The sequence below is a fragment of the Saccharopolyspora sp. NPDC049426 genome (assembly GCF_040676935.1).
Classification (GTDB): Bacteria; Actinomycetota; Actinomycetes; order Mycobacteriales; family Pseudonocardiaceae; genus Saccharopolyspora.
On the sequence record NZ_JBFAPZ010000007.1, the window covers coordinates 131,255 to 153,673 of the forward strand.

Here is a 22,419-nt window from a genome sequence, read left to right on the forward strand (position 1 = left end):
TGTTGCGAGAAGAAAGAAGAGTGCGCCTCACACCGCCTCCTGCGTCTTGCGGGGACACCCCGCACCCCGGTCGGCGCTGCGAGGAGGAAGAAGAGTGCGTCTCACACCGCCTCCTGGGTCCCTGTCATGGCCGCTCCCAGCTGCTCCGGGGTCACCGAGCGCGGGTCCGCGGTGGCGACGAGGCCGCCGCGGAACATGACCCGGATGGTGTCGGAGAGACCGATGAGTTCGTCCAGATCGGCCGAGATCAGCAGCACAGCGAGCCCTTCGGCCCGTGCGTTGCGCAGGTGCTCCCAGATGCCCGCCTGCGCGCCCACGTCCACGCCGCGCGTGGGGTGCGCGGCGATGAGCAGCTTCGGGTCGCCGGAGAGCTCCCGGCCGATGATGAGCTTCTGCTGGTTGCCCCCGGAGAGCGCGGCGGCGTCGACGTCGATGCCGGGGGTGCGCACGTCGAACTGCTCGACGATGCGGCGGGTGTCGTCCTTGGCGCCCTGCCGGTCCAGCCACCGGCCCCGGGCGACCGGGCGTCGCGTCTGGTGGCCGAGGATGCGGTTCTGCCAGAGCGATTCGTCCAGCAGCAGGCCCTGCCGGTGCCGGTCCTCGGGCACGTACCCGATGCCGGCCTCGCGGCGGGCGAGCGTGCTCAGCGCGGTCATGTCCCGGTCGCCCAGCTTGACCTGCCCGGAGGCCGGGCGCATGCCCATGATGGCCTCGACGAGCTCGGTCTGGCCGTTGCCCTCGACGCCGGCGATGCCCACGATCTCGCCCGCGCGCACCGTCAGGTCGATGCCGTCGAGCACCGGGCGGTCCGCCTCGGCGGCCGAAAGCCCGGACACCGTCAGCACTTCGCGATCGGTCACTGTGGACGGTCCGTGCTCGGGCACGGGGAGTTCGCTGCCGACCATCATCTCGGCCAGCTCGCGGCTGGTCACCTCGGACGCGCCGACGGTGCCGACGGTGGTGCCGCGACGCAGCACCGTGACGGTGTCGGCGATGCTGCGCACCTCGTCGAGCTTGTGCGAGATGAACAGGAACGTGAAGCCCTGCCGACGCATGGTGCGCAGGGTCGTGAACAGCTCGTCGACCTCCTGCGGCACCAGCACCGCCGTGGGCTCGTCGAGGATGATGATCCGCGCGCCCCGGTAGAGGACCTTGAGGATCTCCACCCGCTGCCGGTCGGCGACGCCGAGGCGTTCGACCAGCACGTCCAGCCGGAGCTCGAAACCGGCCTGCTCGGCCAGCTCCTGCACCCGGCGGCGCGCCCTGCCGCCGATGCCGTGGGCGCCCTCGGCGCCGAGCACGACGTTCTCCAGCACGGTCAGGTTGTCGGCCAGCATGAAGTGCTGGTGGACCATGCCGATCCCGGTCCTGATGGCCTCGGCCGGGGTGCGGAAGGCGCTCTCCTCGCCGCGCACCCGGATGGTTCCCGAGTCCGGCGCCTGCATCCCGTAGAGGATCTTCATCAGGGTGGACTTGCCCGCACCGTTCTCACCGCACAGCGCGTGCACCTCGCCCGCGCGGACGGTGAGGTTGACGTCGGAGTTGGCCACGACGCCGGGGAAGGTCTTGGTGATGCCGGTCAGCTCGACGGCCGGTGGGCCGTCGGACACCGGGTCGGCAGAGGTGTTCATGGTGCTCCAGGGCTCGTCTCCACCGGCAGCGAACCAGATGGACGCTCAACAATGGACGGTTTCGGTCCACGACCGGGCATCTTGGCGCGAAACCGCCAACCAGGAGGGCGAAACGAGGGAGGGCACCTCGCCGGCACGCGCGGTGAGAGCGAGGTGCCCTTCATCATCTCTGCTCAGGCCGGAGGCCGCCCGCGATCAGGGCTTGTCCGGGACCTGGATCCGACCGCCCGCGATCGCGGCCTCGTAGGCGTCCAGGGTGGTCTTGAGGTCGTCGATCTTGCCGCCCGAGGTGGAGTAGGTGACCCCGTCGATGGCGACGTCGAACTCCTTCGGCACCGTGCTCAGGTCGTTGCGGGCGACGGCGGCGATGTAGTCGTAGACCGCCAGGTCGATGCGCTTGAGCATCGAGCTGATGATGACGTCCTTGTACTCGGCCACGGTGGGCTGATTGTACTGGTCGGAGTCGACCCCGATGGCCTGCGCGCCCGCGCCCTTGACCGCGCCGAACACGCCCTTACCGGAGGCGCCCGCCGCGTGGTAGATCACGTCCGCGCCCGCTTCCAGCTGACCGGTGGCGACCTCGGAGCCCTTGTTCGGGTCCTGGAAGCCACTGAAGTCACCGGCCGGGGTCAGGTACTCGTTCTCGATCTTGATGTCCGGGGCGGCAGCCTTCGCGCCTGCCGCGAAACCGGCCTCGAACTTCTGGATCAGCGGCGTCTGCACGCCACCGACGAAACCGATGTGGCAGTTCTTCGACTTGTGCGCGGCCACCACGCCCGCCAGGAAGGAGCCCTGCTCCTCGGCGAAGACCAGCGGGGTGACGTTCGGCATGCCGTCGACCTGCTCGTCGATGATGGCGAACTTGGTGCCGGGGAACTCCGGCGCGACGAGCTTGACCGCGTCGGCGTAGGCGTAGCCGACCGCGATGACCGGGTTGAAGCCCTCGCGCGCGAGCTGGCGCAGCCGGGTCTGCTTGGCGTCCTCGGGCTCACCCGCGCCCGCGTCGAGCTCCTTGGTCTCCCCCAGGCCCATGTCGGCCTTGGCCCGGTCCAGACCCGCGACCGAGGCGTCGTTGAACGAGGCGTCCCCGCGCCCGCCGATGTCGAAGGCCACGCCGACCCGCATCGCACTCGCGTTCGGCGGCGGCATCTGCTGGGTCGTCGCGCTCGTCGGAGCCGCGGGGGCTCCAGCGGGCGGCGCGCTCAGCCGGCACGGCCCGTTCCCCCCACCGGCGTTGCTCCCACCACCACCGGTGTCCTTCGCGCAGCCCGCCAGCGCCATGGCACCGGTGAGCAGCAGTGCGACCGTGGCGACGCTCCTGCGCCGCGTTCCGGCACCCGAGCGCCGTAATCGTGTCGGCGTTCGCCGCATGCCGTTCCCCTTTCATTCGAGACCACCGCGCTCCCCCGGCCGCGCCCCGGATCAGCGGGGCTCGCGGCGCCGAGCGAAGATCCACTTTCGAGTGGATCAACGCGCTCCGTGCGCGGTGCACGTCAGCCGGTGACGTGACTCTCGAAATTAAGGCTTGACGCTGCTGCTTGGGCATTGCTCATGTGTCACGAAATGATTTCTTACTCGATTAACAGATGTGCGTGGCTTGTCTGGTCGATCACAGACGGCTCGGGCGAGTAGGCCGAGGCGATTAGTCGGGTCTAGCATCCAATTCGTCAAGGCCCCAGTTCGTGGCCGGTGACGGGCGTGCACCCAACATCGTTTGGGACCAACTGCAACTCGGGGCCGGCCGCCCCTGTTCCCGAACGCGGGGCCGCCAGTCCACCAGCGAGGTTGGAGGCCTTCCACCATGGCCAGCACCACCGCCTCCGCGGCCAACGCACCGGCGCACGCCGAAACCGTGCGCGCCAAGGGGCGTCTCTACCGCGGCGATCTGGGCATGTGGTCGTGGGTCGCCCACCGGATCACGGGCGTACTCACCTTCTTCTTCTTGTTCGTGCACGTCCTGGACACCGCGCTCGTCCGGGTGTCGCCGAACGCGTACGACACGGTCATCGAGACCTACAAGCACCCAGTGATGATCCTCTTCGAACTCGGGTTGCTGGCCGCGGTGCTCTTCCACGCGTTCAACGGCATCCGAGTCATGCTGGTCGACTTCTGGTCCCAGGGCACGAAGTACCAGAAGCCCATGCTCTGGACCGTGCTCGTGCTCTGGCTGGTCCTGATGGTTCCGGCCGCGATCAGCATGCTCACCCGCGCCGTCACGGAAATCTTCGGGGGTTAAGCGCCAATGTCCGTCACCGACGCACCTCTCGCCGTGGAGAAGCCGCGCACCCCGAGCCGGCCCGCAGCGCGCCGCAACAACTTCGAGCTCTACGCCTGGTTGTTCATGCGCCTGTCCGGCGTGGTCCTGCTGTTCCTGGTGCTGGGCCACCTGCTGATCATGCTGTTCCTGGACGGCGGCGTCCACAAGATCAACTTCGCCTTCGTGGCGGGTCGCTGGGCCTCCCCGTTCTGGCAGTTCTGGGACCTGACGATGCTGTGGCTGGCCGGCCTGCACGGCGGCAACGGCCTTCGTACCGTCATCAACGACTACTCCCGCAAAGACGGCACACGCTTCTGGCTGAAGATGCTGCTGTACGTCTCCGTCCTGCTGACCGTGGGTCTGGGCAGCTTCGTGATCTTCACCTTCGACCCGAACATCGGCTAGCGCCGCAGAGACCACAGCGTGGCGAGGCCGATAGCAGGCAGGCGTTGGCTGCCGATCGCGGGTCACGCCACAGCCCGAGGAGGCGACCATGCAATTCCACAAGTACGACGTGGTCATCGTCGGCGCCGGTGGCGCCGGGATGCGCGCGGCGATCGAGTCCGGCCAGCGCGCCAGGACCGCCGTGCTGACCAAGCTCTACCCCACCCGCTCGCACACCGGTGCGGCGCAGGGCGGGATGTGCGCGGCGTTGGCCAACGTCGAAGAGGACAACTGGGAGTGGCACACCTTCGACACGATCAAGGGCGGTGACTACCTGGTCGACCAGGACGCCGCCGAGATCATGGCGAAGGAAGCCATCGACGCGGTCCTGGACCTCGAGAAGATGGGGCTGCCGTTCAACCGGACCCCCGAGGGCAAGATCGACCAGCGCCGCTTCGGTGGCCACACCCGCGACCACGGCAAGGCCCCGGTCCGCCGGGCCTGCTACGCCGCGGACCGCACCGGCCACATGATCCTGCAGACGCTGTACCAGAACTGCGTCAAGCACGGCGTGGAGTTCTACAACGAGTTCTACGTCCTCGACGTGATGATGAGCGAGGGCGCGGACGGCGAGCAGGTCTGCACCGGCGCCATCGCCTACGAGCTGGCCACCGGCGAGATCCACGTCTTCCAGGCCAAGGCCGTCGTGTTCGCCACCGGCGGGTTCGGCAAGGTCTTCAAGACGACCTCCAACGCCCACACCCTCACCGGTGACGGCATGGGCATCGTCTACCGCAAGGGCCTGCCGCTGGAGGACATGGAGTTCTACCAGTTCCACCCGACCGGCCTGGCCGGCCTGGGCATCCTCATCACCGAGGGCGTCCGCGGCGAGGGCGGCATCCTCCGCAACGCCGACGGCGAGCGCTTCATGGAGCGCTACGCACCGACGATCAAGGACCTCGCACCGCGCGACATCGTCGCCCGGTCGATGGCCCTGGAGGTGCTGGAAGGTCGCGGTGCGGGTCCGAACAAGGACTACGTGCTTCTCGACGTCACCCACCTCGGTGAAGAGCTGCTGATGTCCAAGCTCCCGGACATCATGGAGTTCTCCCGCACCTACCTGGGCGTGGAGCCGACCGAGGAGCCGGTGCCGGTCTACCCGACCGCGCACTACGCCATGGGCGGCATCCCCACGAACGTGCAGGGCGAGGTGCTGCGCGACAACGAGACCGTGGTCCCCGGCCTCTACGCCGCCGGTGAGTGCGCCTGCGTGTCGGTCCACGGCTCCAACCGCCTGGGCACCAACTCGCTGCTGGACATCAACGTGTTCGGCCGCCGCTCCGGCATCGCCGCCGCCGAGTACGCCCACGGCCACGAGTTCGTGGAGATCCCGGAAGACCCGGCCAAGCTGGTCGAGGGCATGGTCGACCACCTGCGCACCGCCAGCGGCGGCGAGCGGGTCGCCACCATCCGCACCGAACTGCAGCAGACGATGGACGCCAACGCGTCGGTGTACCGCACCGAGGAGACGCTGAAGACGGCGCTGTCGGACGTGCAGGCGCTCAAGGAGCGCTACGGCCGGATCGCCGTGCACGACAAGGGCAAGCGGTACAACTCCGACCTGCTGGAGGCCATCGAGCTGGGCTTCCTGCTCGACCTGGCCGAGGCCCTGGTCAACGCGGCGCTGGCCCGCAAGGAGTCCCGCGGCGGCCACGCCCGCGAGGACTACACCTCCCGGGACGACACCAACTTCATGCGGCACAGCATGCAGTACAAGGTGCTGCCCGAGTCCGAAGATCCGAACGCGCCGCTCGGGTTGACCGGGTTCCAGGCCGACATCCGCCTGGACTACAAGCCGGTCACCGTCACCCGGTACCAGCCGATGGAGCGTAAGTACTGATGACTGCCGCCACCACAGAGAAGAACGCCACCCCTATTCCGGATGACGCCCCGCCGATCCCGGACGACGCGGTGATGGTCACCGTGAAGCTGCTCCGCTACAACCCGGAGCAGGACGACGAACCGCACTGGGAGTCGTACCGGATCCCGACGCTGCCGTCGGACCGCGTGCTCAACCTGCTGCACTACATCAAGTGGTACGTCGACGGAACGCTCACGTTCCGCCGGTCGTGCGCGCACGGCGTGTGCGGCTCGGACGCGATGCGGATCAACGGCGTCAACCGGCTCGCCTGCAAGGTCCTGATGAAGGACATGCTCAACAAGGACGGCGAGACCACGCTGACCATCGAGCCGATCAAGGGCCTTCCGCTGGAGAAGGACCTGGTCGTCGACATGGAGCCGTTCTTCGAGGCCTACCGGGCGGTCCAGCCGTACCTGAAGACCACCGGCAACGAGCCGACCCGCGAGCGGATCCAGTCGGTCGCCGAGCGCGAGCGCTTCGACGACACCACCAAGTGCATCCTGTGCGCGGCGTGCACCACGTCGTGCCCGGTGTACTGGTCGGACGGCAACTACTTCGGCCCGGCCGCGATCGTCAACGCGCACCGGTTCATCTTCGACAGCCGTGACGAGGCCGCTGAGGAGCGCCTGGATATCCTCAACGACGTCGACGGCGTGTGGCGCTGCCGCACGACCTTCAACTGCACGGACGCCTGCCCGCGTGGCATCCAGGTCACCAAGGCGATCCAGGAGGTCAAGCGCGCGCTGATGTTCCGCCGCCGCTGAGCTGCTCTTCGATCGTGACGACGGCGCTCACCCTCGGGGTGGGCGCCGTCGTCACGTTCGAGGGACGCCTTTCGAACTTCGCGCGAAGTTTGAGCCTCACGAGGTGGAGTCGAATTTCGCGCGAAATTCGAAAGGGGCTGGTCAGGGGCGTGTGGCTCGGTAGGCCCTCCAGCCGAGGACTCCGATGATGGTGCCCAGGACCAGGGAGACCACGGCGATGACCAGGTGGACGATCAGGTAGGCCGTGGGGCTGCCCTGCGCCCAGGAGCGGTCGCTGTTCCAGATGTTGCGCATGAACGTGGGCCACAGGAAGTAGGACCAGACCCCGAAGGCCAGCAGGAACAGCGCAACTCGGCGAGAAATCGTCACGCGGTCGAGTATCCGCTGTTACCGGGCTCACCCGGTGGTCCGGTCCCGTTGCTCCGGGAACGTTCATGGACGTGACCCGTTAACCTCTCACGTGTGCCTCCGCGTTCTCATCGTTCGACGAAATCCCGTGCGAAACAGCCGTTTTGGCCGGTTTTCGCTGCGCTGCTCGTCGCCCTCCCGCTGCTGACCACCGCGCCCGCCGCAGCGCAGGCGCCCGCCTGCCCCAACGCCGAAGCACCACCACCCGCCGTCGACACCTCCGAGGTCCCCCCGCCCGGACAGCCCGCCCCGACCCCGGTACCGGTGCCGGAGACCCCGGTGGGAGGTGACCGGCTGGCCGACTGCGCGCTGCTGAGCGCGCCGAACCAGCCCGCCCCGCCTCCGGACGTCACGGCTTCCGCCGCCGGCTGGGTGCTGGCCGACATCGACTCCGGCGAGATCCTCGCCGCCAAGGACGCCCACGCCCGGCAGCGCCCGGCCTCCACCATCAAGGTGCTCACCGCGCTGACCGCGCTGCGCGAGCTCAAGCTCGACGACACCTTGGTCGCCACCCAGGAGGACGCCAACCAGGAGGGCACCCGCATCGGCCTGCTGCCCGGGATGACCTACGGCGTCGGGCAGGTCCTCCAGGCGATGCTGATGGGCTCCGGCAACGACGCCGCGCACGCGCTGGCCGTGAAGATGGGCGGCGTACCGGCGACCCTGGCGAAGATGAACGCCCTGGCCGCCGAGATCGGCGCCCTGGACACCCGCGCGGCGACCCCGTCCGGTCTGGACGGGCCGGGCATGAGCACCTCCGCCTACGACCTGGCCACGATCTTTCGGGTCGCGATGCGCGAACCCGCCTTCGCCAACGCCATCGCCACCCCGATGATGTTCCTGCCAGGAGCTCCCGGACAGCCGCCGTTCGAGCTGTGGAGCGACAACCAGGTGCTGCGCAACTACCCCGGCGGCCTGGGCGGCAAGACCGGGTTCACCGACGACGCGCGGCACACCTTCATCGGCTCCGCGCAGCGCGACGGGCGCCGCCTGGTGGCGGTGATGGTGCGCGGCGAGAACAGCCCGGTGCGGCTGTCGCACCAGACGATGGCGATGCTCGACTACGGCTTCTCGCTGCCCAAGGGCACCTCGGTGGGCGAGCTCGTGACGACCTCACCGCGCGCTCCCGAGGCGGTCCCGGCCGCGCGGGCCGACGTGCCGCCACCCGCCGCGGTCGGTGCCAACCAGTCGTCGTTCTTCGGCAGCGTCACCGGACCGCTGTTCCTGCTCGCGGTCGCCCTCGTCGCGGTCGCCGTCGCGGTGCTCCTCCGCAGGCGCAGGGCCCAACTCGCCCAAGCCCGCCGCCAGACCTCGGCCGAAGGCGCGGAACACCCCTGAGGACCGCAACCGACCGGCCTCGCGGCCCCGCGAGGCCGGTCAGGAGTCGCGGCGCGACCGGGTCGGCTTGCGGAGCAGCCAGCCGGCCACGGCTCCGGCGCCGATCATGCCCGCCGCGGTGCGGACGCCGGCGCCCCTGCGGACCCGCACGGCGGGGCGGATGATCGCCGGGCCCGGGGCCTCGACCGGATCCGGTTTCAGGTTCTCCGAGGACGTGGCGGTCCACGCGGTGACGAAGAGGATGAAGCGCGACATCAGGTTCGCGAACACCAGCAGACCCAGGATCGGGCCGAACGCGGCGCCGGCTGGCGAGTTCGTGACGGTGTTCAGGTAGATCACGCCGACCTGCTTGAGGACCTCGAATCCCAGGGCGGCGAACAGCGCGCCCCAGACGGCGCTGCGCAGGGACACCGGGCTGCGCGGCAGCCGCGCGAGGACCCACACGAACACCAGCCACCCGGCCAGCAGCGACAGCAGGATCGACAGCACCCGCAGCACGATCCCCGCGATGACGCTGCGCTCGAACCCGGCGGCTTCCAGCAGCAGCCGCCCGGCCCCGCCGCCCAGCGCGCTGATGCCGAACGACAGCGCCATCGCCAGGCCGAGACCCAGCAGCGAGAGCAGGTCGGAGCCCATCCTCTTGAGCATCGGCTGCGGTTTCGGGATCTGCGTCCACTGCGCGGTCAGCGCCTCGCGCAGGTTCGTCATCCAGCCCAGCCCCGAGTACAGGGCGGTGAGCAGACCGATGATCCCGACGGCTCCGGCCTGCTTGATGGCCTGGTCGACGACCTGGTTGAGCATGTCGCTCATCGCGGGGCTCGGGACCGCCGTGGTGATCGAGCTCCTCAGGCTCGCCAGCAGCTCGGGGTTCCCGCTCAGCACGAAACCGGCCACCGCGAACGCGATCATCAGCAGCGGCACCAGGGCCAGCACGCTGAAGTAGGTGATCGCGGCGGCGTAGTAGTCGCCGTACTGCTGCTGATACCGGCCGAAGGCCCGGATCAACCTGTCGAGCCACGCGTGCCGCTGCCGCAACCGGGCCAGGCGGCCCGGTTGCTCCTGTTGACCCGCCATGGTGCGCCTCCCACCAAACGGCTATCCCCCGAACGGTGGCAGGCTACCCGCAGTTGATCACTTCAGCGCAGCGGAGAAAGGAATCCCACCCGTTCGAACACGGTCCGCAGCGTCTGCGAGGAGACCTCGCGGGCCTTCTCCGCTCCCCGGTGCAGGACCTTGTCCAGCTCGGCCGGGTCGTCGAGGTAGGCGTTGACCTTCTGCTGCAGCGGCGTCACGAACTCGACGACGACCTCGCCGAGCTCCTTCTTCAGGTCGCCGTAGCCGCGTCCTTCGTAGGAGGTTTCGAGCTCGGCGATGCTCTGCCCAGTCAGCGCCGAGTAGATCGCCAGCAGGTTGGAGACGCCGGGCTTGTTCTCCGCGTCGTAGCGGATCTCGCGACCGGTGTCGGTGACCGCGGAGCGGATCTTCTTCGCCGAGCGCTTCGGGTCCTCCATCAGCTCGATCACGCCGCTGGGAACCGACTTGCTCATCTTGGAGGTCGGGTCCTGCAGGTCGTAGATCTTGGCGGTGTCCTTCGGGATGTGGGCCGCCGGAACGGTGAAGGTCTTGCCGAAGCGGGAGTTGAAGCGCTGCGCGAGGTTGCGGGTGAGCTCCAGGTGCTGGCGCTGGTCCTCGCCGACCGGGACGGCGTCGGCCTGGTAGACGAGGATGTCCGCGGCCTGCAGGACCGGGTAGGTGAACAGGCCGACGCTGACGTGGTCGGCCTCCTGGCGGGCGGACTTGTCCTTGAACTGGGTCATCCGGCCGGCCTCGCCGAACCCGGCGATGCACTCCAGGACCCAGGACAGCTGCGCGTGCTCGGGGACGTGGCTCTGCACGAACAGCGCGGAGCGGTCGGGGTCGATGCCGAGGGCGAGCAGCTGCGCGGCGGAGACCCGGGTGCGCTGCCGGAGCAGTCCCGGGTCTTGCTCGACGGTGATCGCGTGCAGGTCGACGACGCTGTAGAAGCACTCGTAGGTGTCCTGCATGGTGACCCATTCCCGCAGGGCGCCGAGGTAGTTGCCGAGGTGGAAGGAGTCGGCGGTCGGCTGGATGCCCGAGAGGACGCGGGGCCGGCCCGCGGTCTGCTCGCTGGTCTGGGTTGCGGGGCTGTCGCTGCTCACGAAGCCGATTCTCGCAAGCGCCGCCTCGCGCGCGGGACCGGGTTCAACCCTTGCGCTGGTTCTCCGGTTGGATCTTCTTCTTGCGGAACACTCCGACGACCATGCCGGCGACGCCGAGCACGACGGCGCTCAGGCCGACCGGGCCGAGCGAGTCCATCGACGGAGCCGCCATCACGGAGACCTCGGACTGGGCTTCGGCGAAGCCCGTGGTGACCGGCATCAGCGCTGCCACCACGGCGCCAGGCGCGGACACTCGCCTGATCACGCGAGATATTCGGCTACGCAAGAGCGTGCCTCCCTGCGGAAGTTGACCCCTTGGGGGCCCTCTACTCGTGTGGTCCGGTGGCGGACAGTACCGACCGCCCGTTGCGATCGCGGTTGCCTTGCGTAAACCAACCACGACAGGGTGATCATATTTTCCGGACCTGAGCGGCTTCCGCCGGGTAGATGATCAACGGCATCGCAGGTGAGCGGTGGGGTCGACGCCCCGTCGACCCCACGTAGCGTCACCTAGTGACCTGAATAACACTCAAATGGCGCAGTCAGGCCCTCAAACAGCGGTGACGCCGAGCTGCACCTGACCCACTCGCCCATACGTCGTAGTGCGTTGCCGCGCAGTGCGTCCCGCGCGGGCGGCCAGCTCGTGCAGCTCCTCCGCGCTGCGCTCCGAACCGTGCTCCGATCCGGCCATCCGGCTGATCGTCTCCTCCATCAGCGTGCCGCCGACGTCGTTGGCACCGCCGTGGAGCACCTCGGTGGTTCCGGCGTCGCCGAGCTTGACCCACGAGGTCTGCACGTTGTCGATCCGCCCGTGCAGCAGGACCCGGGCCATCGCGTGCACCGCCCGGTTGTCCCGCCGCGTCGGCCCCGGCCGGGCCAGGCCAGCGAGGTAGATCGGGGCGTTGCGGTGCACGAACGGCAGCGGCACGAACTCGGTGAACCCGGCCTGGCCGTGCTCGCGCGCCCGGTCCTGCACCCCCGCCAGCGTGCGGAAGTGCCCCAGCCAGTGCTCCGGGTGGTCGACGTGGCCGTACATCATCGTCGACGAGGACGGGATGCCCAGCCGGTGCGCCGCGCTGACCACCTCGATCCACTCCGCAGCGGGCAGCTTGCCCTTGGTCAGCACCCAGCGGACCTCGTCGTCGAGGATCTCGGCCGCCGTTCCCGGGATGCTGCCCAGACCGGCCTCCTTGAGCTCGGCCAGCCAGTCCTGCACCGTCACGCCCGCCTTCGCCGAAGCGCTGACGATCTCCATCGGGCTGAACGCGTGGACGTGCATCTCGGGCACCCGCCGCCGCACCGCCCGCACCAGGTCGGCGTAGCCCGACACCGGCAGCCTCGGGTCGATGCCGCCCTGCACGCAGACCTCGGTGGCCCCGGCCCGCCACGCCTCGTCGGCGCGGTCGGCGACGTCCTCCGGCGAGAGCCGGTAGGCGTCGGCGTCCCGCTCGCGCTGGGCGAAGGCGCAGAACCGGCAGCCGACGTAGCAGATGTTGGAGAAGTTGATGTTGCGGTTGATCACGTAGGTGATGTCGTCTCCGACGACCTCGCGCCGCAACCGGTCGGCGATGCCGGCGAGCTCGTCCATCGCCGGCCCCTCGCAGGTCATCAACGCCATCGCGGCCTCGTGGTGCTGCTCCTCCAGCAGCGATGCCGGGTCCGACTCGGCCAGCCGCAGCCCCTTCTTGACGTCGGCGTCCAGCCGTTCCGGGGACGCCGCCGTCGGGACCTGGCCGCGCAGCTCGTCCCAGTCGCCGTAGACGGTGTCGAAGTCGGTGCGCCGGTCCTCCGTGCGGCCGTCGGTGTCGATGCTGCGGTGCAGGTCGGTGCGGCCGATCGACTCGAAACCGCCGTCCGGCTCCTGCCACTCGCGACCCGCGATCTCGGCATCAGGATCGGCGAAGCCGTCGGAGTCCGAGAGCGCGTCGACGTGCGAGGCGACCCGCAGGTCCAGCCACTGCGTCGAGTCCCCGGCCAGGCCCTTGCGCACGTAGCGCGGGTAGGCGGTGAGCCGCTCGCGCAGCTGGAAACCGGCCTTGCCGGTGAGCTCGGTGAGCTCGTCGACATGCGGCCACGGGCGTTCCGGGTTGACGTGATCCGGGGTCACCGGCGACACGCCGCCCCAGTCGTCGATACCGGCGCGCAGCATCAGCAGGTGTTCCTCGCCCACCAGGTTCGGCGGAGCCTGCACGCTCACGCCCGAGGGCATCAGCAGCCGGGCGACGGCGATGGTGGCGGCCAGTTCTTCCAGGTCGGCGTCCGGCATGCCGCGCATCGCGGTGTCCGGCTTGGCCCGGAAGTTCTGGACGATGATCTCCTGGATGTGCCCGTACTGACGGGCGCTCTGCCGCAGCTCCAGCAGCGATTCGGCCCGCTCGGTGCGGGTTTCGCCGATGCCGATCAGGATTCCGCTGGTGAAGGGCACAGCGACGCGTCCGGCGTCGGTGAGGACCCGCTTGCGGACGGCCGGTTCCTTGTCCGGGCTGCCGAAGTGCGGGCCGCCCTTCTCGCTCCAGAGCCGCTCCGAGGTCGTCTCCAGCATCATGCCCATGCTGGCCGCGACCGGCTTGAGCCTGGTCAGCTCCGACCAGGACAGCACTCCCGGGTTCAGGTGCGGCAGCAGGCCGGTCTCCTCCAGCACCGCGATCGCGCAGGAGCGGACGTAGTCCACCGTGGAGGAGTAGCCCCGCGCTTCCAGCCACTCGCGGGCGGCCGACCAGCGCTCCTCCGGGCGGTCCCCCAACGTGAACAGGGCTTCCTTGCAGCCCGCGGCGGCACCCTGGCGGGCGATCTCCAGGACCTCGTCGCGTTCCAGGAACGCCGATTCCACCTTGTGCGGAACCGTGGCGAAAGTGCAGTAGTGGCAACGGTCCCGGCACAACCTGGTCAGCGGGATGAACACGTTGCGGCTGTAGGTGACGATGCCCGGATGCCCCTCGGCGACCAGGTGCGCATCGCGCGCCTTACCGGCCGCCGTCAGGAGTTTGTCCAGGTCATCGCTGCGCGCGTGCAGCAGAACCGCGGCTTCGGTGGCGTCGAGCGAGACGCCGTCGGTGGCGCGGCGCAGCGCACGTCGCATCGCCGATGAGCTCGGGGTCTGTTCCGGCGGGGTGATGTTCAAATCTGCAACCGACACCTGACGACTCTAAGTCGGCTCGAAGTCGTTGCCCAGCCGTCATCTGCGTGCGCAGTCCCTCACTTTCGGCTACCGAATTACTCCGTTGAGCCCTGACGCCTATCCCCGAATCAGGCGCAAAATCCGGACGAATATCACTGGGTGAACCATTCTTCGTCTCCAAGGAGGGACAAGTTGTCACGCAGAAGTAGGAGAGGCCGTTCGCTGCGGATCGCAGGCTCGGCTCTCGCGCTGACCCTGCTGTTACCCGCCGGGCTGCTCGGCTCCGCGCCAGAAGCGCCCGCCGCCCCGGCGGTTCCCGCGCACTTCGTGGTCGTCGGCCCCGTCGGTGACGGACTCGCGCAGACCGAGGAATCGGTGCGCACCGTCGGGGGTGCGGTCGTGCAGAGCTGGCCGCAGATCGGCGTGGTCGTCGCGTCCTCGCCGGATCCGGCCTTCGCCGCGTCCGTCCGGCAGCAGCCGGGCGTCGAGCAGGCCGGAGCGAGCCGCAACCTCGCCGAGCAGCTGCCGCCCGCGCAGTCGACCCGGCTGGAAACCCTGGAAGGCACCGCGAACGGCATCGGCACCTTCGCCGCCGACGGCGAGGAGCCGCTGGAAGCCGACCAGTGGGACCTGCCGCAGATCAAGGCCGACCAGGCCAACGCGATCTCGCAGGGCAGCAAGGACACCACCGTCGGCGTGCTGGACTACGGCATCGACCCCACGCACCCCGACCTGGCGCCGAACCTCGACGTCTCCCGGTCGGTGAGCTGCGTCAACGAAGGCGTGCCGGACCAGAGCCAGGAGGCGTGGCAGCCGCAGGACCCGACGCAGGACCACGGCACGCACGTCTCGGGCACCATCGCCGCCGCGCGCAACGGCGTCGGCGTCGCCGGGGTGGCCCCGAACGTCACGCTCGCCTCGGTCCGCGTGATCGACGACGGCGGGTTCATCTACCCCGAGTACGCGATCTGCGGGTTCATCTGGGCCGCCGAGCACGGCTTCGACGTCACCAACAACTCCTACTTCGTCGATCCCTGGTACCTGTGGTGCGACAGCGACCCGGACCAGAGGGCCGCCGCCGAGGCGGTCCACCGCGCGGTCGCCTACGCCGAGGGCCACGACGTGGTCAACGTCGTCTCCGCGGGCAACAGCAACTGGGACCTGTCGCAGCCGATCCACGACACCAACAGCCCGAACAACGGCGGCCCGACTCAGGACCGCCACACCGGGCCGGACTGCCACATCCTCCCTGGCGAGCTGCCGGGCGTCGTGTCGGTGTCGGCCGTGGGCGTCAACGCCGTGAAGTCGTACTACTCCAACTACGGCCTCGGCTCGATCTCGGTGACCGCACCCGGCGGTGACGCGCGGCAGATCCCGCAGACCCCGTCGGCCAACGGCCGCATCCTCTCCAGCGTCCCCGGCGGTGGCTGGGGCTGGATGCAGGGCACCTCCATGGCGGGCCCGCACGCCGCGGGTGTCGCCGCTCTGCTGCGCAGCACCCACCCGGAGTGGACCGCGCAGCAGGTCATCGGCGCGCTGAACAACCAGTCCGACGCGCTGCCGTGCCCGAAGGACTACGACGGGGACGGCGACGGCGTCGTCGACGCGGTCTGCACCGGCGGCTCCACCGGAGCCGGCTTCTACGGCGCGGGCCTGATCGACGCCCTCGACGCGGTCACCAAGTAGTCCCGTCCCCGGCCCCGCCCTGCCAGCCGGCCAAGTCCCCGGCAGGGCGGGACCCCACCCCGCCGCACCTCGGGTGACCCGGATTTCAGCGGAAATCCGTGCCCTGGTTTCCACTGAAATCGGGATCTTTCACTCGACGAGGCGACTCAGGGGCTGGCTCTTCGACCAGGTCGTCGACGGGATCGACCTCGTCGGCTCCGGTTGCCCGGTTCTCCTGGCGGCAGGACGCTTCGGGGGTGGGAGATTCGGAGAGTTTCGTGATCGTCGGCGCCGGCATGGCCGGGGCCAAGGGCGCCGAGGCGCTGCGCGACCAGGGGTTCGACGGGCGGATCACGCTGCTGGGCGATGAAGCGCACCGGCCCTACGAGCGCCCGCCGCTGTCCAAGGAGTACCTGATGGGCAGCGCCGAGTTCGACACCGCCTACGTGCACCCCGAGACCTGGTACGCCGACAACCGCGTCGACCTGCGCCTGAACACCTCCGCGCGGCACATCGACCGCTCGCTGCGCCAGGTCGAGCTCGCCGACGGGACCAGGCTGGAGTTCGACAAGCTGATGCTGGCCACCGGAGCCCATCCCCGCTCGATCCCCGTCCCAGGCCACGACGCCGAAGGCGTGCTGCACCTGCGCAGGGTGGGCGACTCCGACCGCATCAAGGAGGCCCTGGCCAACATCGAGGACCTGGTGGTGGTCGGCGCGGGCTGGATCGGGTTGGAGGTCGCCGCTGCCGCCCGCCAGGCCGGTGTCGGCGTGACGGTGGTCGAGACCGCCGAACTGCCGCTGCTGCGGGTCCTCGGCCGCGAGGTCGCGGAGGTCTTCGCCGCCATGCACCGCGAGCGCGGCGTGTCCTTCCGCTTCACCACGGCGGTCGACGAGATCCTCGCGCCGTCGGGGAAGGTCACCGGGGTGCGGCTGACCGACGGGCTGGAGATCGACGCCCAGGCGGTGCTGATCGCGGTCGGCGTCGACCCGGACGTGGAACTGGCCGCCGAGGCGAAGCTGCGGGTCTCCAACGGCGTCCTCGTCGACGCCACGCTGCGGACCGGTGACCCGAACATCGTCGCCGCGGGCGACGTCGCCAACGCGTTCCACCCGCTGCTGGGCAGGCAGATCCGCGTCGAGCACTGGAACAACGCCCTCAACCAGCCCGCCGTCGCCGCATCGTCGATGCTCGGCGGCGACACCAGCTACTCCGAGCTGCCGTACTTCTTCACCGACCAGTACGACCTGGGCATGGAGTACCTCGGGCACGTCGAACCGGGCGACTACGACGAGGTGCTGTTCCGGGGTGATGTCGCGACCCGCGAGTTCATCGCCTTCTGGCTCTCCGAGGGCCGGGTGCTCGCGGGCATGAACGTCAACATCTGGGACGTCACCGAGCCGATCAAGACCCTCATCACCTCCGGCACCACCATCGACCGCCAGGCGCTCGGCGATCCCAGCGTTCCGCTCAACGAGCACATCGCTCGCTGAGTCCGGGAGCACGTCCGGTCATGGCGACGATCCGGTCCAGCAGCGGCGCGTCGTCGGCGACGTCGACCGGGGGGCCCCACAGCTCCGGCAGCGGTGCGCTGGGGACGAACACCCGCACGTGCGCCCAGCAGGCCCGCAAGGTGTCCTCGGGAAGGTGAAACCGCGCTCCGGTGGCCTGCGCCAGGTCCCAGCCGTGGACGACCACCTCGGTGAGCGCGATGCGGCCCCAGACCTCGTTGCGCAACGGGACCCCGCCCACTTCGGTCTCGCCTCGCCAGGCGGCCGGAGCGGACCACGCGTCGGCCAGCTCCAGCACGTGCGAGCGGGCGTCGCCAGGGCCCGGTCTCGCCGAGGCCAGCGCGGTGAAACCCTGCGCCGCCTCGTCGACGTGCGCGATGAGGCCGCGGACCGCGTACTCCGAGCACGGGGTCGGCAGGTCCAGCTGGTCGTCGGTCACGGCGCTCAGCAGCTCGACCAGCCGGCGGCAGGCGGGTGTCAGATCGATCAACGCAGACCTCCTCGAACGGCTTCTCGGAGAGGTAGACGGAAAAGAGCCGCCGAACTCATCGCCGCGCCGCTACAGTCACCGAGGACCACGAGGGGGCCGAAATGCGAAGAATGACCTACATGATCGCGTCGACGATCGATGGCCGCATCACCGGTCCGGACAACGACAACCCCGACTTCTTCCTGCACGAGGGCGACCACGGCGATTTCCTGCGCGCCGAATTCCCGGAACTGCTGCCCTCGCACGTCCGACCGATGTTCGGACTCGACGACGTTCCCAACAAGCACTTCGACACGGTGTTGCAAGGACGCGGCAGCTGGGAGATCGGAATGCGGGAGGGCATCACCAACGCCTACCGGCACCTGCGCAGCATCGTGTTCTCGCGCAGCATCACCGAAACCCCGGACCCGACGGTGGAATTCGTCTCCACCGATCCGCTGGAGAAGGTGCGCGAGCTCAAGCGCGAGCAGGGTGCGGGCATCTGGCTGTGCGGCGGAGGGAAGCTCGCGGCGGCGCTGCGGCCCGAGATCGACGAGCTGATCGTCAAGCTGCACCCGGTCGTGGCGGGCGCGGGAATCCCGATGTTCGACGGCGAGTTCTCCCCATCGCAATTCGAACTGGCCGACGCGAAACCCTTCAACAGCGGCGTCGTACACCTCACTTATCGAAAGTGGTGACGGAATTCCATTGCGATCCCGACCTCGTTCCGGCTAGCTTTTTGCTCGTGATTACCGGGACGGCGACGCGCCACGCACGGATTGGCTACCCGGTGGAGAGCTGACCTCTCCGCGGGCCGCGCGCCCATCCCCCTCTCGTTCGGGAGGGGGTGATCTTCTCCCACCCGTCTCTCATGACGGCGGACGAGCGCGCCGACACCGCTTCAGCCCGCGCTCCTCCACGACGACTTGACCGTCCACTGAGGAGAGATCTGTGAGCGTCACGTTCAACCACACCATCATCGCCGCGAAAGATCGTGAGGAATCAGCGCGGTTCTACCGGGAGCTCTTCGAGGTTCCGGAAGCCCTGTCGTGGGGCGTGTTCACCAACGTCCAGCTCGACGGAGGCGTGCTGCTGCAATTCGCCGAACCGCCGGTGGAGATCCAGATGCAGCACTACGCTTTCCTGGTCGACGACGGCCTCTTCGACCGCGCCTACGCGCGGATCCAGGAGCGCGACATCGACCACTGGGCCGATCCGCGCGGCGCCGAACCGGGTCGGATCAACCACGACCACGGAGGTCGCGGCGTCTACTTCAAAGACCCGGCCGGCCACGGCCTGGAAATGATCACGACGCCGTACCTGTGAATTCGAGCGGGCGCGAATTCATCGCGAATTCGCGCCCGCCGGTCGAACGCCCTCATGCGAAGCGAGCGAAACCGGTCGTGCGTCCGGTGATGGTGAGCGGCGTTCCGGATTCGGCCATCGGGCGAAGACCGTCGCGAACCGCTTGGTCCGGATTTCCGTGGACGTCGAAGCGCTCCACCTCGCAGTGCTCCATGACGCCGCGGATGTAGGGGTCGGAGAGCCGCCAGTGCTCCCGGATCGCATCGGAGTCGCGGTAGAGCTGGTAGCTGTAGGCCAGCATCCGTTCCTCGTCGATGAACACGTCCACCATCAGCTGCGGACCGCGCTCCTCGACGAACTCCACCGCCTTGCGCACCGCGGCCTTGAACTCGTCGAGATGCCCATCGGTGATCCGCATCGTGTTCCGGAAGAGGATCGGACCTTCATCAGAATTCAACATGCCACGAGTGTTCAATCTCGACCAAACTCGAAGTCAACCCCGCACAGGCACGTGGTCGGCTGGACCAGGCGAGGCGCCAGCGGTTCGAGACCCGCATGGTCCAACTGGCGTTGCGAGCAGCGCTCAGAAGTCGAACACCGCTGTCACGGGAGCGTGGTCCGACCAGCGCTTGTCGTAGCTCGGGGCCTTCTCGACGTAGGCCTTCGTGCAACGACTCGCCAGGCCGGGGGAACTGACGACGTAGTCGATCCTCCAGCCGGAGTCGTTGTCGAAGGCTTTGCCTCGGTAGGACCACCACGAGTAGGGGCCGGGGCCTTCGGGGTGGAGGTCGCGGACGACGTCGGTGTAGCCGGACTCGAAGACCTCGGTCAGCCACGCCCGCTCCTCCGGGAGGAAACCCGCGGACTTCTGGTTGGCCTTCCAGTTCTTCAGGTCGACCTCGCGGTGGGCAATGTTCCAGTCGCCGCAGACCACGACCTCGCGGCCGGCGGAGGCGGCGCGCTCGCGGAGTCCGGCGAGGTGTTCGCCGAACTCCTTCATGAAGCGCTCCTTCTCGTCCTGGCGCGGGGTGCCGACCTCACCGCTGGGCAGGTAGAGGCTGGCGATCGTGACGCCCGGGAGGTCGATCTCCAGGTAGCGACCGCTGTCGTCGAACTCGGCCGAGCCGAAGCCGATGCGGACGGCCTCCGGTTCGGTGCGGCTGTAGATCGCCACTCCCGCGCGGCCCTTGGCCGAGCTCGGGGCGAGCGCCGTGCACCAGCCGGCGGGTTCGCGCACCTCCGCGGTGAGCTGGTCGGGCTCGGCGCGGGTCTCCTGCATGCAGATCACGTCCGCACCGGTCTCCGCGAGCCACTCGACGAATCCCTTCTTCGCGGCGGCGCGCAAACCATTTACATTCACCGTTGACAAAGTCAGCACAACGACGAGCCTATCGAGTGCTTTTCAGCAGATGGACCGCCCCGCACGGGTGATTTCCACCGCTGATCGACCCCGCCGACGGATTTGGAGCGGATTTCAACGCTCCGTTATCCGCTGATTTCACCCCGTTGACCTGGGCAAGATCGTCCGAACCGGGGAAGCCACTAGACCTGCGGCGGTATTCCACTACTATCGCCTCCCGTAACGTTCAACCACTTCGTGTCGACAGTGGGACGTAGAACGCCCTAAAACCCCTGCAGGAGGTCTCGCGTGGCCCCGGACAGCGCCACGGGAAGCGGTCCCACGGCCCGCCGTCTCGTGTTGGGCAGCCAGCTGCGCAGGTTGCGCGAGTCCAAGCAGATTTCCCGCGAGGACGCCGGGTACGCCATCCGCGGTTCGGGATCGAAGATCAGCCGCCTGGAGCTCGGGCGCGTGGGCTTCAAGGAACGCGACGTCGCCGACCTGCTGAGCCTGTACGGAGTGGCCGACCAGTCCGAGCGCGAGTCCTTTTTGGACCTCGTGCGCCGGTCCAACGAGCCGGGCTGGTGGAACCGCTACAACGACCTGATCGCGCCGTGGTTCCAGGACTTCGTCGGCCTGGAGGAGTCCGCCTCCCGGATCCAGACCTACGAGCTCCAGTTCGTCCCGGGCCTGCTGCAGACCGAGCGCTACGCGCGAGCCGTCGCCACCCAGGGACGCCCCGAGGCCGAGGACGAAGAGGTCGACCGCCGGGTCCGGCTGCGCATGCAGCGGCAGCGGATGTTCGCCCAGCCCAAGTCGCCGCGCGTGTGGGCCGTGATCGACGAGGCCGTGCTGCACCGCCCGATCGGCGGCAAGAGCGTCATGCGGGAGCAGATCGAATCGCTCCTGGACTCCACGAAGCTGCCCACGGTCACCTTGCAGGTGCTGCCCTTCGCGCTCGGGCGCTCGGCCGCCGAAGGCGCCTACACGATCTTGCGGTTCGCCGAACCGGAGATCCCGGACATCGTCTACCTCGAACACCTCTGCGGCGCGTTGTACCTGGACAAACCCGAGGAAGTCGAGACCTACAGCAAGGCCAGCCACCGGCTCGCGGTCGACGCGCTGACCCCGGAAGGGTCCCGCAAGCTGATGCAGGACCGGCTCCGGGAATTCTGAGCCCGACCGGGAATTTCACAGCTTTTCGCCCGTTCGGGCGATCAAGGGCGACTGTTCGCCGCGGGAGCGGCACCGAGTGCCGTCACAGCCTTACACCCGACGGTGTGATCACGCTCTCAGCGCCCTGCACGTGCATTCAATCGTGCATCTGCACCTGATACCTTCGACTGCACGATCAACTGCACGTGCAGATGATCCGTGCAAGATGAGAGTCGGGGAAGGGTGGGGTTCGGATGACGAACATCCAGAACGGCATGCCCGCGAAGCAGCTTCCCAACGCTGACTGGCGCAAGAGCCGGCACAGCGGAGCGGTGGGTAACTGCGTGGAGCTGGCACCGTTGGTCGACGGTGGGGTTGCTGTCAGAAACTCGCGCTACCCGGAGGGCCCGGCACTGGTCTACAGCAGGGACGAGATCGCAGCGTTCCTCAACGGAGCAAAGGACGGCGAGTTCGACGATCTGATCGTCTGAACTGGTCACCACATGGTCTGAGCCCCTACGACGAACAACGGTGGCGCCATGAACGACATAACCAACGGCCTGCAAGCCCTGGTCGCCCGCGACTTCCAGTTCACGCATCCCCGTGATTCCAGCGGAAGCCTGGTCGCCGTGGTCGGAATCCGCGTGCACCACGGGGTTTTCGACATCCTGCAGCTCTTCGGCGAGAACGACGCCGACGCGGCGCGCATCCCCGCGGACGAGCCCGACGTCCTGTTCCCGAGCCGAGTGCTGTGGCGAACCAACGGACCCGCCCTGGACGTCATCAACGAGCTGCTGCACATGCCGGAACCGCTGCTGGAAACCGGCGCGGAAGGCAGCGGCTGCTGGATCCCCACGCACGCCGGCCGCTCCAAGTGGCTCGCCGTCACGGCCTGAACCAGGTTCGCAGCCGGGCCTGATTCGTGGTGGGCGCGTCCCACCCCGGGCCTGACCCTGCTGTTGAAACCCCCGTCC

22 protein-coding genes are annotated in these 22,419 nt (G+C 68.7%); 12 read left to right on the top strand and 10 right to left on the bottom strand.

Translation table 11 applies throughout. From position 1 onward, the window contains the following. Window positions 1-101 precede the first annotated feature (101 nt). Complete coding sequence (locus tag AB0J78_RS16990) at window positions 102-1,631, bottom strand: ABC transporter ATP-binding protein (protein WP_363789930.1); 1,530 nt, start codon at window positions 1,629-1,631, stop codon at window positions 102-104. A 195-nt stretch (window positions 1,632-1,826) separates the two neighbouring features. Continuing rightward, entirely contained in the window at window positions 1,827-2,912 is a 1,086-nt protein-coding gene (locus AB0J78_RS16995) for a BMP family ABC transporter substrate-binding protein (protein ID WP_363790433.1), read from the bottom strand. Window positions 2,913-3,432: 520 nt separating this feature from the next. Here AB0J78_RS16995 and sdhC point away from each other — a divergent pair. The 4 genes from sdhC (at window position 3,433) to AB0J78_RS17015 (ending at window position 6,957) form a co-directional block, all read left to right on the top strand. Then, window positions 3,433-3,867, top strand: coding sequence for a succinate dehydrogenase, cytochrome b556 subunit (gene sdhC / locus AB0J78_RS17000; RefSeq protein ID WP_363789932.1), 435 nt, complete (start codon window positions 3,433-3,435; stop codon window positions 3,865-3,867). Window positions 3,868-3,873: 6 nt separating this feature from the next. Then, window positions 3,874-4,293, top strand: coding sequence for a succinate dehydrogenase hydrophobic membrane anchor subunit (locus AB0J78_RS17005; RefSeq protein ID WP_132675818.1), 420 nt, complete (start codon window positions 3,874-3,876; stop codon window positions 4,291-4,293). An 88-nt stretch (window positions 4,294-4,381) separates the two neighbouring features. Continuing rightward, a complete protein-coding gene (gene sdhA, locus AB0J78_RS17010) occupies window positions 4,382-6,172 on the top strand; it encodes a succinate dehydrogenase flavoprotein subunit (protein WP_210970438.1) in 1,791 nt (596 codons plus the stop codon). After that, the gene (locus AB0J78_RS17015) at window positions 6,172-6,957 is read left to right on the top strand and encodes a succinate dehydrogenase iron-sulfur subunit (RefSeq protein WP_363789936.1); all 786 of its coding nucleotides are present in this window, start codon (window positions 6,172-6,174) and stop codon (window positions 6,955-6,957) included. Before sdhA ends, AB0J78_RS17015 begins: the two co-directional genes overlap by 1 nt. Window positions 6,958-7,098: 141 nt before the next feature. On the opposite strand, the gene AB0J78_RS17020 is transcribed toward AB0J78_RS17015, so the two are convergent. Next, entirely contained in the window at window positions 7,099-7,326 is a 228-nt protein-coding gene (locus AB0J78_RS17020; protein ID WP_363789938.1) for a hypothetical protein, read from the bottom strand. 93 nt (window positions 7,327-7,419) lie between these two features. On the opposite strand from AB0J78_RS17020, the gene AB0J78_RS17025 reads away from it, so the two are divergent. After that, on the top strand, window positions 7,420-8,703 hold the full coding sequence (locus tag AB0J78_RS17025) for a D-alanyl-D-alanine carboxypeptidase family protein (RefSeq protein WP_363789940.1): 1,284 nt from the start codon (window positions 7,420-7,422) through the stop codon (window positions 8,701-8,703). A gap of 39 nt (window positions 8,704-8,742) precedes the next feature. On the opposite strand, the gene yhjD is transcribed toward AB0J78_RS17025, so the two are convergent. The 4 genes from yhjD to AB0J78_RS17045 all read right to left on the bottom strand — a co-directional run bounded on the left by yhjD (window position 8,743) and on the right by AB0J78_RS17045 (window position 14,019). Then, window positions 8,743-9,777: an inner membrane protein YhjD gene (yhjD, locus tag AB0J78_RS17030; RefSeq protein WP_363789942.1), complete on the bottom strand. Its 1,035-nt coding sequence runs from the start codon at window positions 9,775-9,777 to the stop codon at window positions 8,743-8,745. Window positions 9,778-9,839: 62 nt separating this feature from the next. Next, window positions 9,840-10,883 carry a tryptophan--tRNA ligase gene (gene trpS, locus AB0J78_RS17035; protein WP_363789944.1) on the bottom strand — a complete coding sequence of 348 codons (1,044 nt, stop codon included), beginning with the start codon at window positions 10,881-10,883 and terminating at the stop codon, window positions 9,840-9,842. 43 nt (window positions 10,884-10,926) lie between these two features. Then, complete coding sequence (locus AB0J78_RS17040; RefSeq protein WP_363789946.1) at window positions 10,927-11,136, bottom strand: hypothetical protein; 210 nt, start codon at window positions 11,134-11,136, stop codon at window positions 10,927-10,929. Between the two features lie 297 nt (window positions 11,137-11,433). After that, entirely contained in the window at window positions 11,434-14,019 is a 2,586-nt protein-coding gene (locus tag AB0J78_RS17045) for a bifunctional FO biosynthesis protein CofGH (protein ID WP_363789948.1), read from the bottom strand. A gap of 174 nt (window positions 14,020-14,193) precedes the next feature. On the opposite strand from AB0J78_RS17045, the gene AB0J78_RS17050 reads away from it, so the two are divergent. Together AB0J78_RS17050 and AB0J78_RS17055 are read left to right on the top strand one after the other, a co-directional pair. Then, window positions 14,194-15,687 (top strand): S8 family serine peptidase, encoded by a 1,494-nt coding sequence (locus tag AB0J78_RS17050; RefSeq protein WP_363789950.1) that lies wholly within the window; start codon window positions 14,194-14,196, stop codon window positions 15,685-15,687. Window positions 15,688-15,923: 236 nt separating this feature from the next. Next, window positions 15,924-17,159 (top strand): FAD-dependent oxidoreductase, encoded by a 1,236-nt coding sequence (locus AB0J78_RS17055; RefSeq protein WP_363789952.1) that lies wholly within the window; start codon window positions 15,924-15,926, stop codon window positions 17,157-17,159. Here AB0J78_RS17055 and AB0J78_RS17060 read toward each other — a convergent pair. After that, window positions 17,137-17,667 carry a TIGR03086 family metal-binding protein gene (locus tag AB0J78_RS17060; protein WP_363789954.1) on the bottom strand — a complete coding sequence of 177 codons (531 nt, stop codon included), beginning with the start codon at window positions 17,665-17,667 and terminating at the stop codon, window positions 17,137-17,139. The two genes, AB0J78_RS17055 and AB0J78_RS17060, sit on opposite strands and share 23 nt — an antisense overlap. Window positions 17,668-17,768: 101 nt before the next feature. Here AB0J78_RS17060 and AB0J78_RS17065 point away from each other — a divergent pair, with 101 nt between their 5' ends. Then, window positions 17,769-18,344, top strand: coding sequence for a dihydrofolate reductase family protein (locus AB0J78_RS17065; RefSeq protein ID WP_363789956.1), 576 nt, complete (start codon window positions 17,769-17,771; stop codon window positions 18,342-18,344). A gap of 253 nt (window positions 18,345-18,597) precedes the next feature. After that, a complete protein-coding gene (locus AB0J78_RS17070; RefSeq protein WP_363789958.1) occupies window positions 18,598-18,972 on the top strand; it encodes a VOC family protein in 375 nt (124 codons plus the stop codon). Window positions 18,973-19,024: 52 nt separating this feature from the next. On the opposite strand, the gene AB0J78_RS17075 is transcribed toward AB0J78_RS17070, so the two are convergent. Both AB0J78_RS17075 and AB0J78_RS17080 read right to left on the bottom strand, forming a co-directional pair. Further along, window positions 19,025-19,411 carry a hypothetical protein gene (locus AB0J78_RS17075; RefSeq protein ID WP_363789961.1) on the bottom strand — a complete coding sequence of 129 codons (387 nt, stop codon included), beginning with the start codon at window positions 19,409-19,411 and terminating at the stop codon, window positions 19,025-19,027. A gap of 123 nt (window positions 19,412-19,534) precedes the next feature. Then, window positions 19,535-20,329 carry an exodeoxyribonuclease III gene (locus AB0J78_RS17080; RefSeq protein WP_363789963.1) on the bottom strand — a complete coding sequence of 265 codons (795 nt, stop codon included), beginning with the start codon at window positions 20,327-20,329 and terminating at the stop codon, window positions 19,535-19,537. Window positions 20,330-20,599: 270 nt separating this feature from the next. On the opposite strand from AB0J78_RS17080, the gene AB0J78_RS17085 reads away from it, so the two are divergent. The 3 genes from AB0J78_RS17085 (at window position 20,600) to AB0J78_RS17095 (ending at window position 22,341) form a co-directional block, all read left to right on the top strand. After that, window positions 20,600-21,466, top strand: a complete 867-nt coding sequence (locus AB0J78_RS17085; protein WP_363789965.1) for a helix-turn-helix transcriptional regulator — start codon at window positions 20,600-20,602, stop codon at window positions 21,464-21,466. A gap of 233 nt (window positions 21,467-21,699) precedes the next feature. Beyond that, a complete protein-coding gene (locus AB0J78_RS17090) occupies window positions 21,700-21,936 on the top strand; it encodes a DUF397 domain-containing protein (RefSeq protein WP_093413953.1) in 237 nt (78 codons plus the stop codon). A gap of 48 nt (window positions 21,937-21,984) precedes the next feature. Further along, window positions 21,985-22,341 (top strand): hypothetical protein, encoded by a 357-nt coding sequence (locus AB0J78_RS17095; RefSeq protein ID WP_363789968.1) that lies wholly within the window; start codon window positions 21,985-21,987, stop codon window positions 22,339-22,341. The last annotated feature ends 78 nt before the right edge of the window (window positions 22,342-22,419 follow it).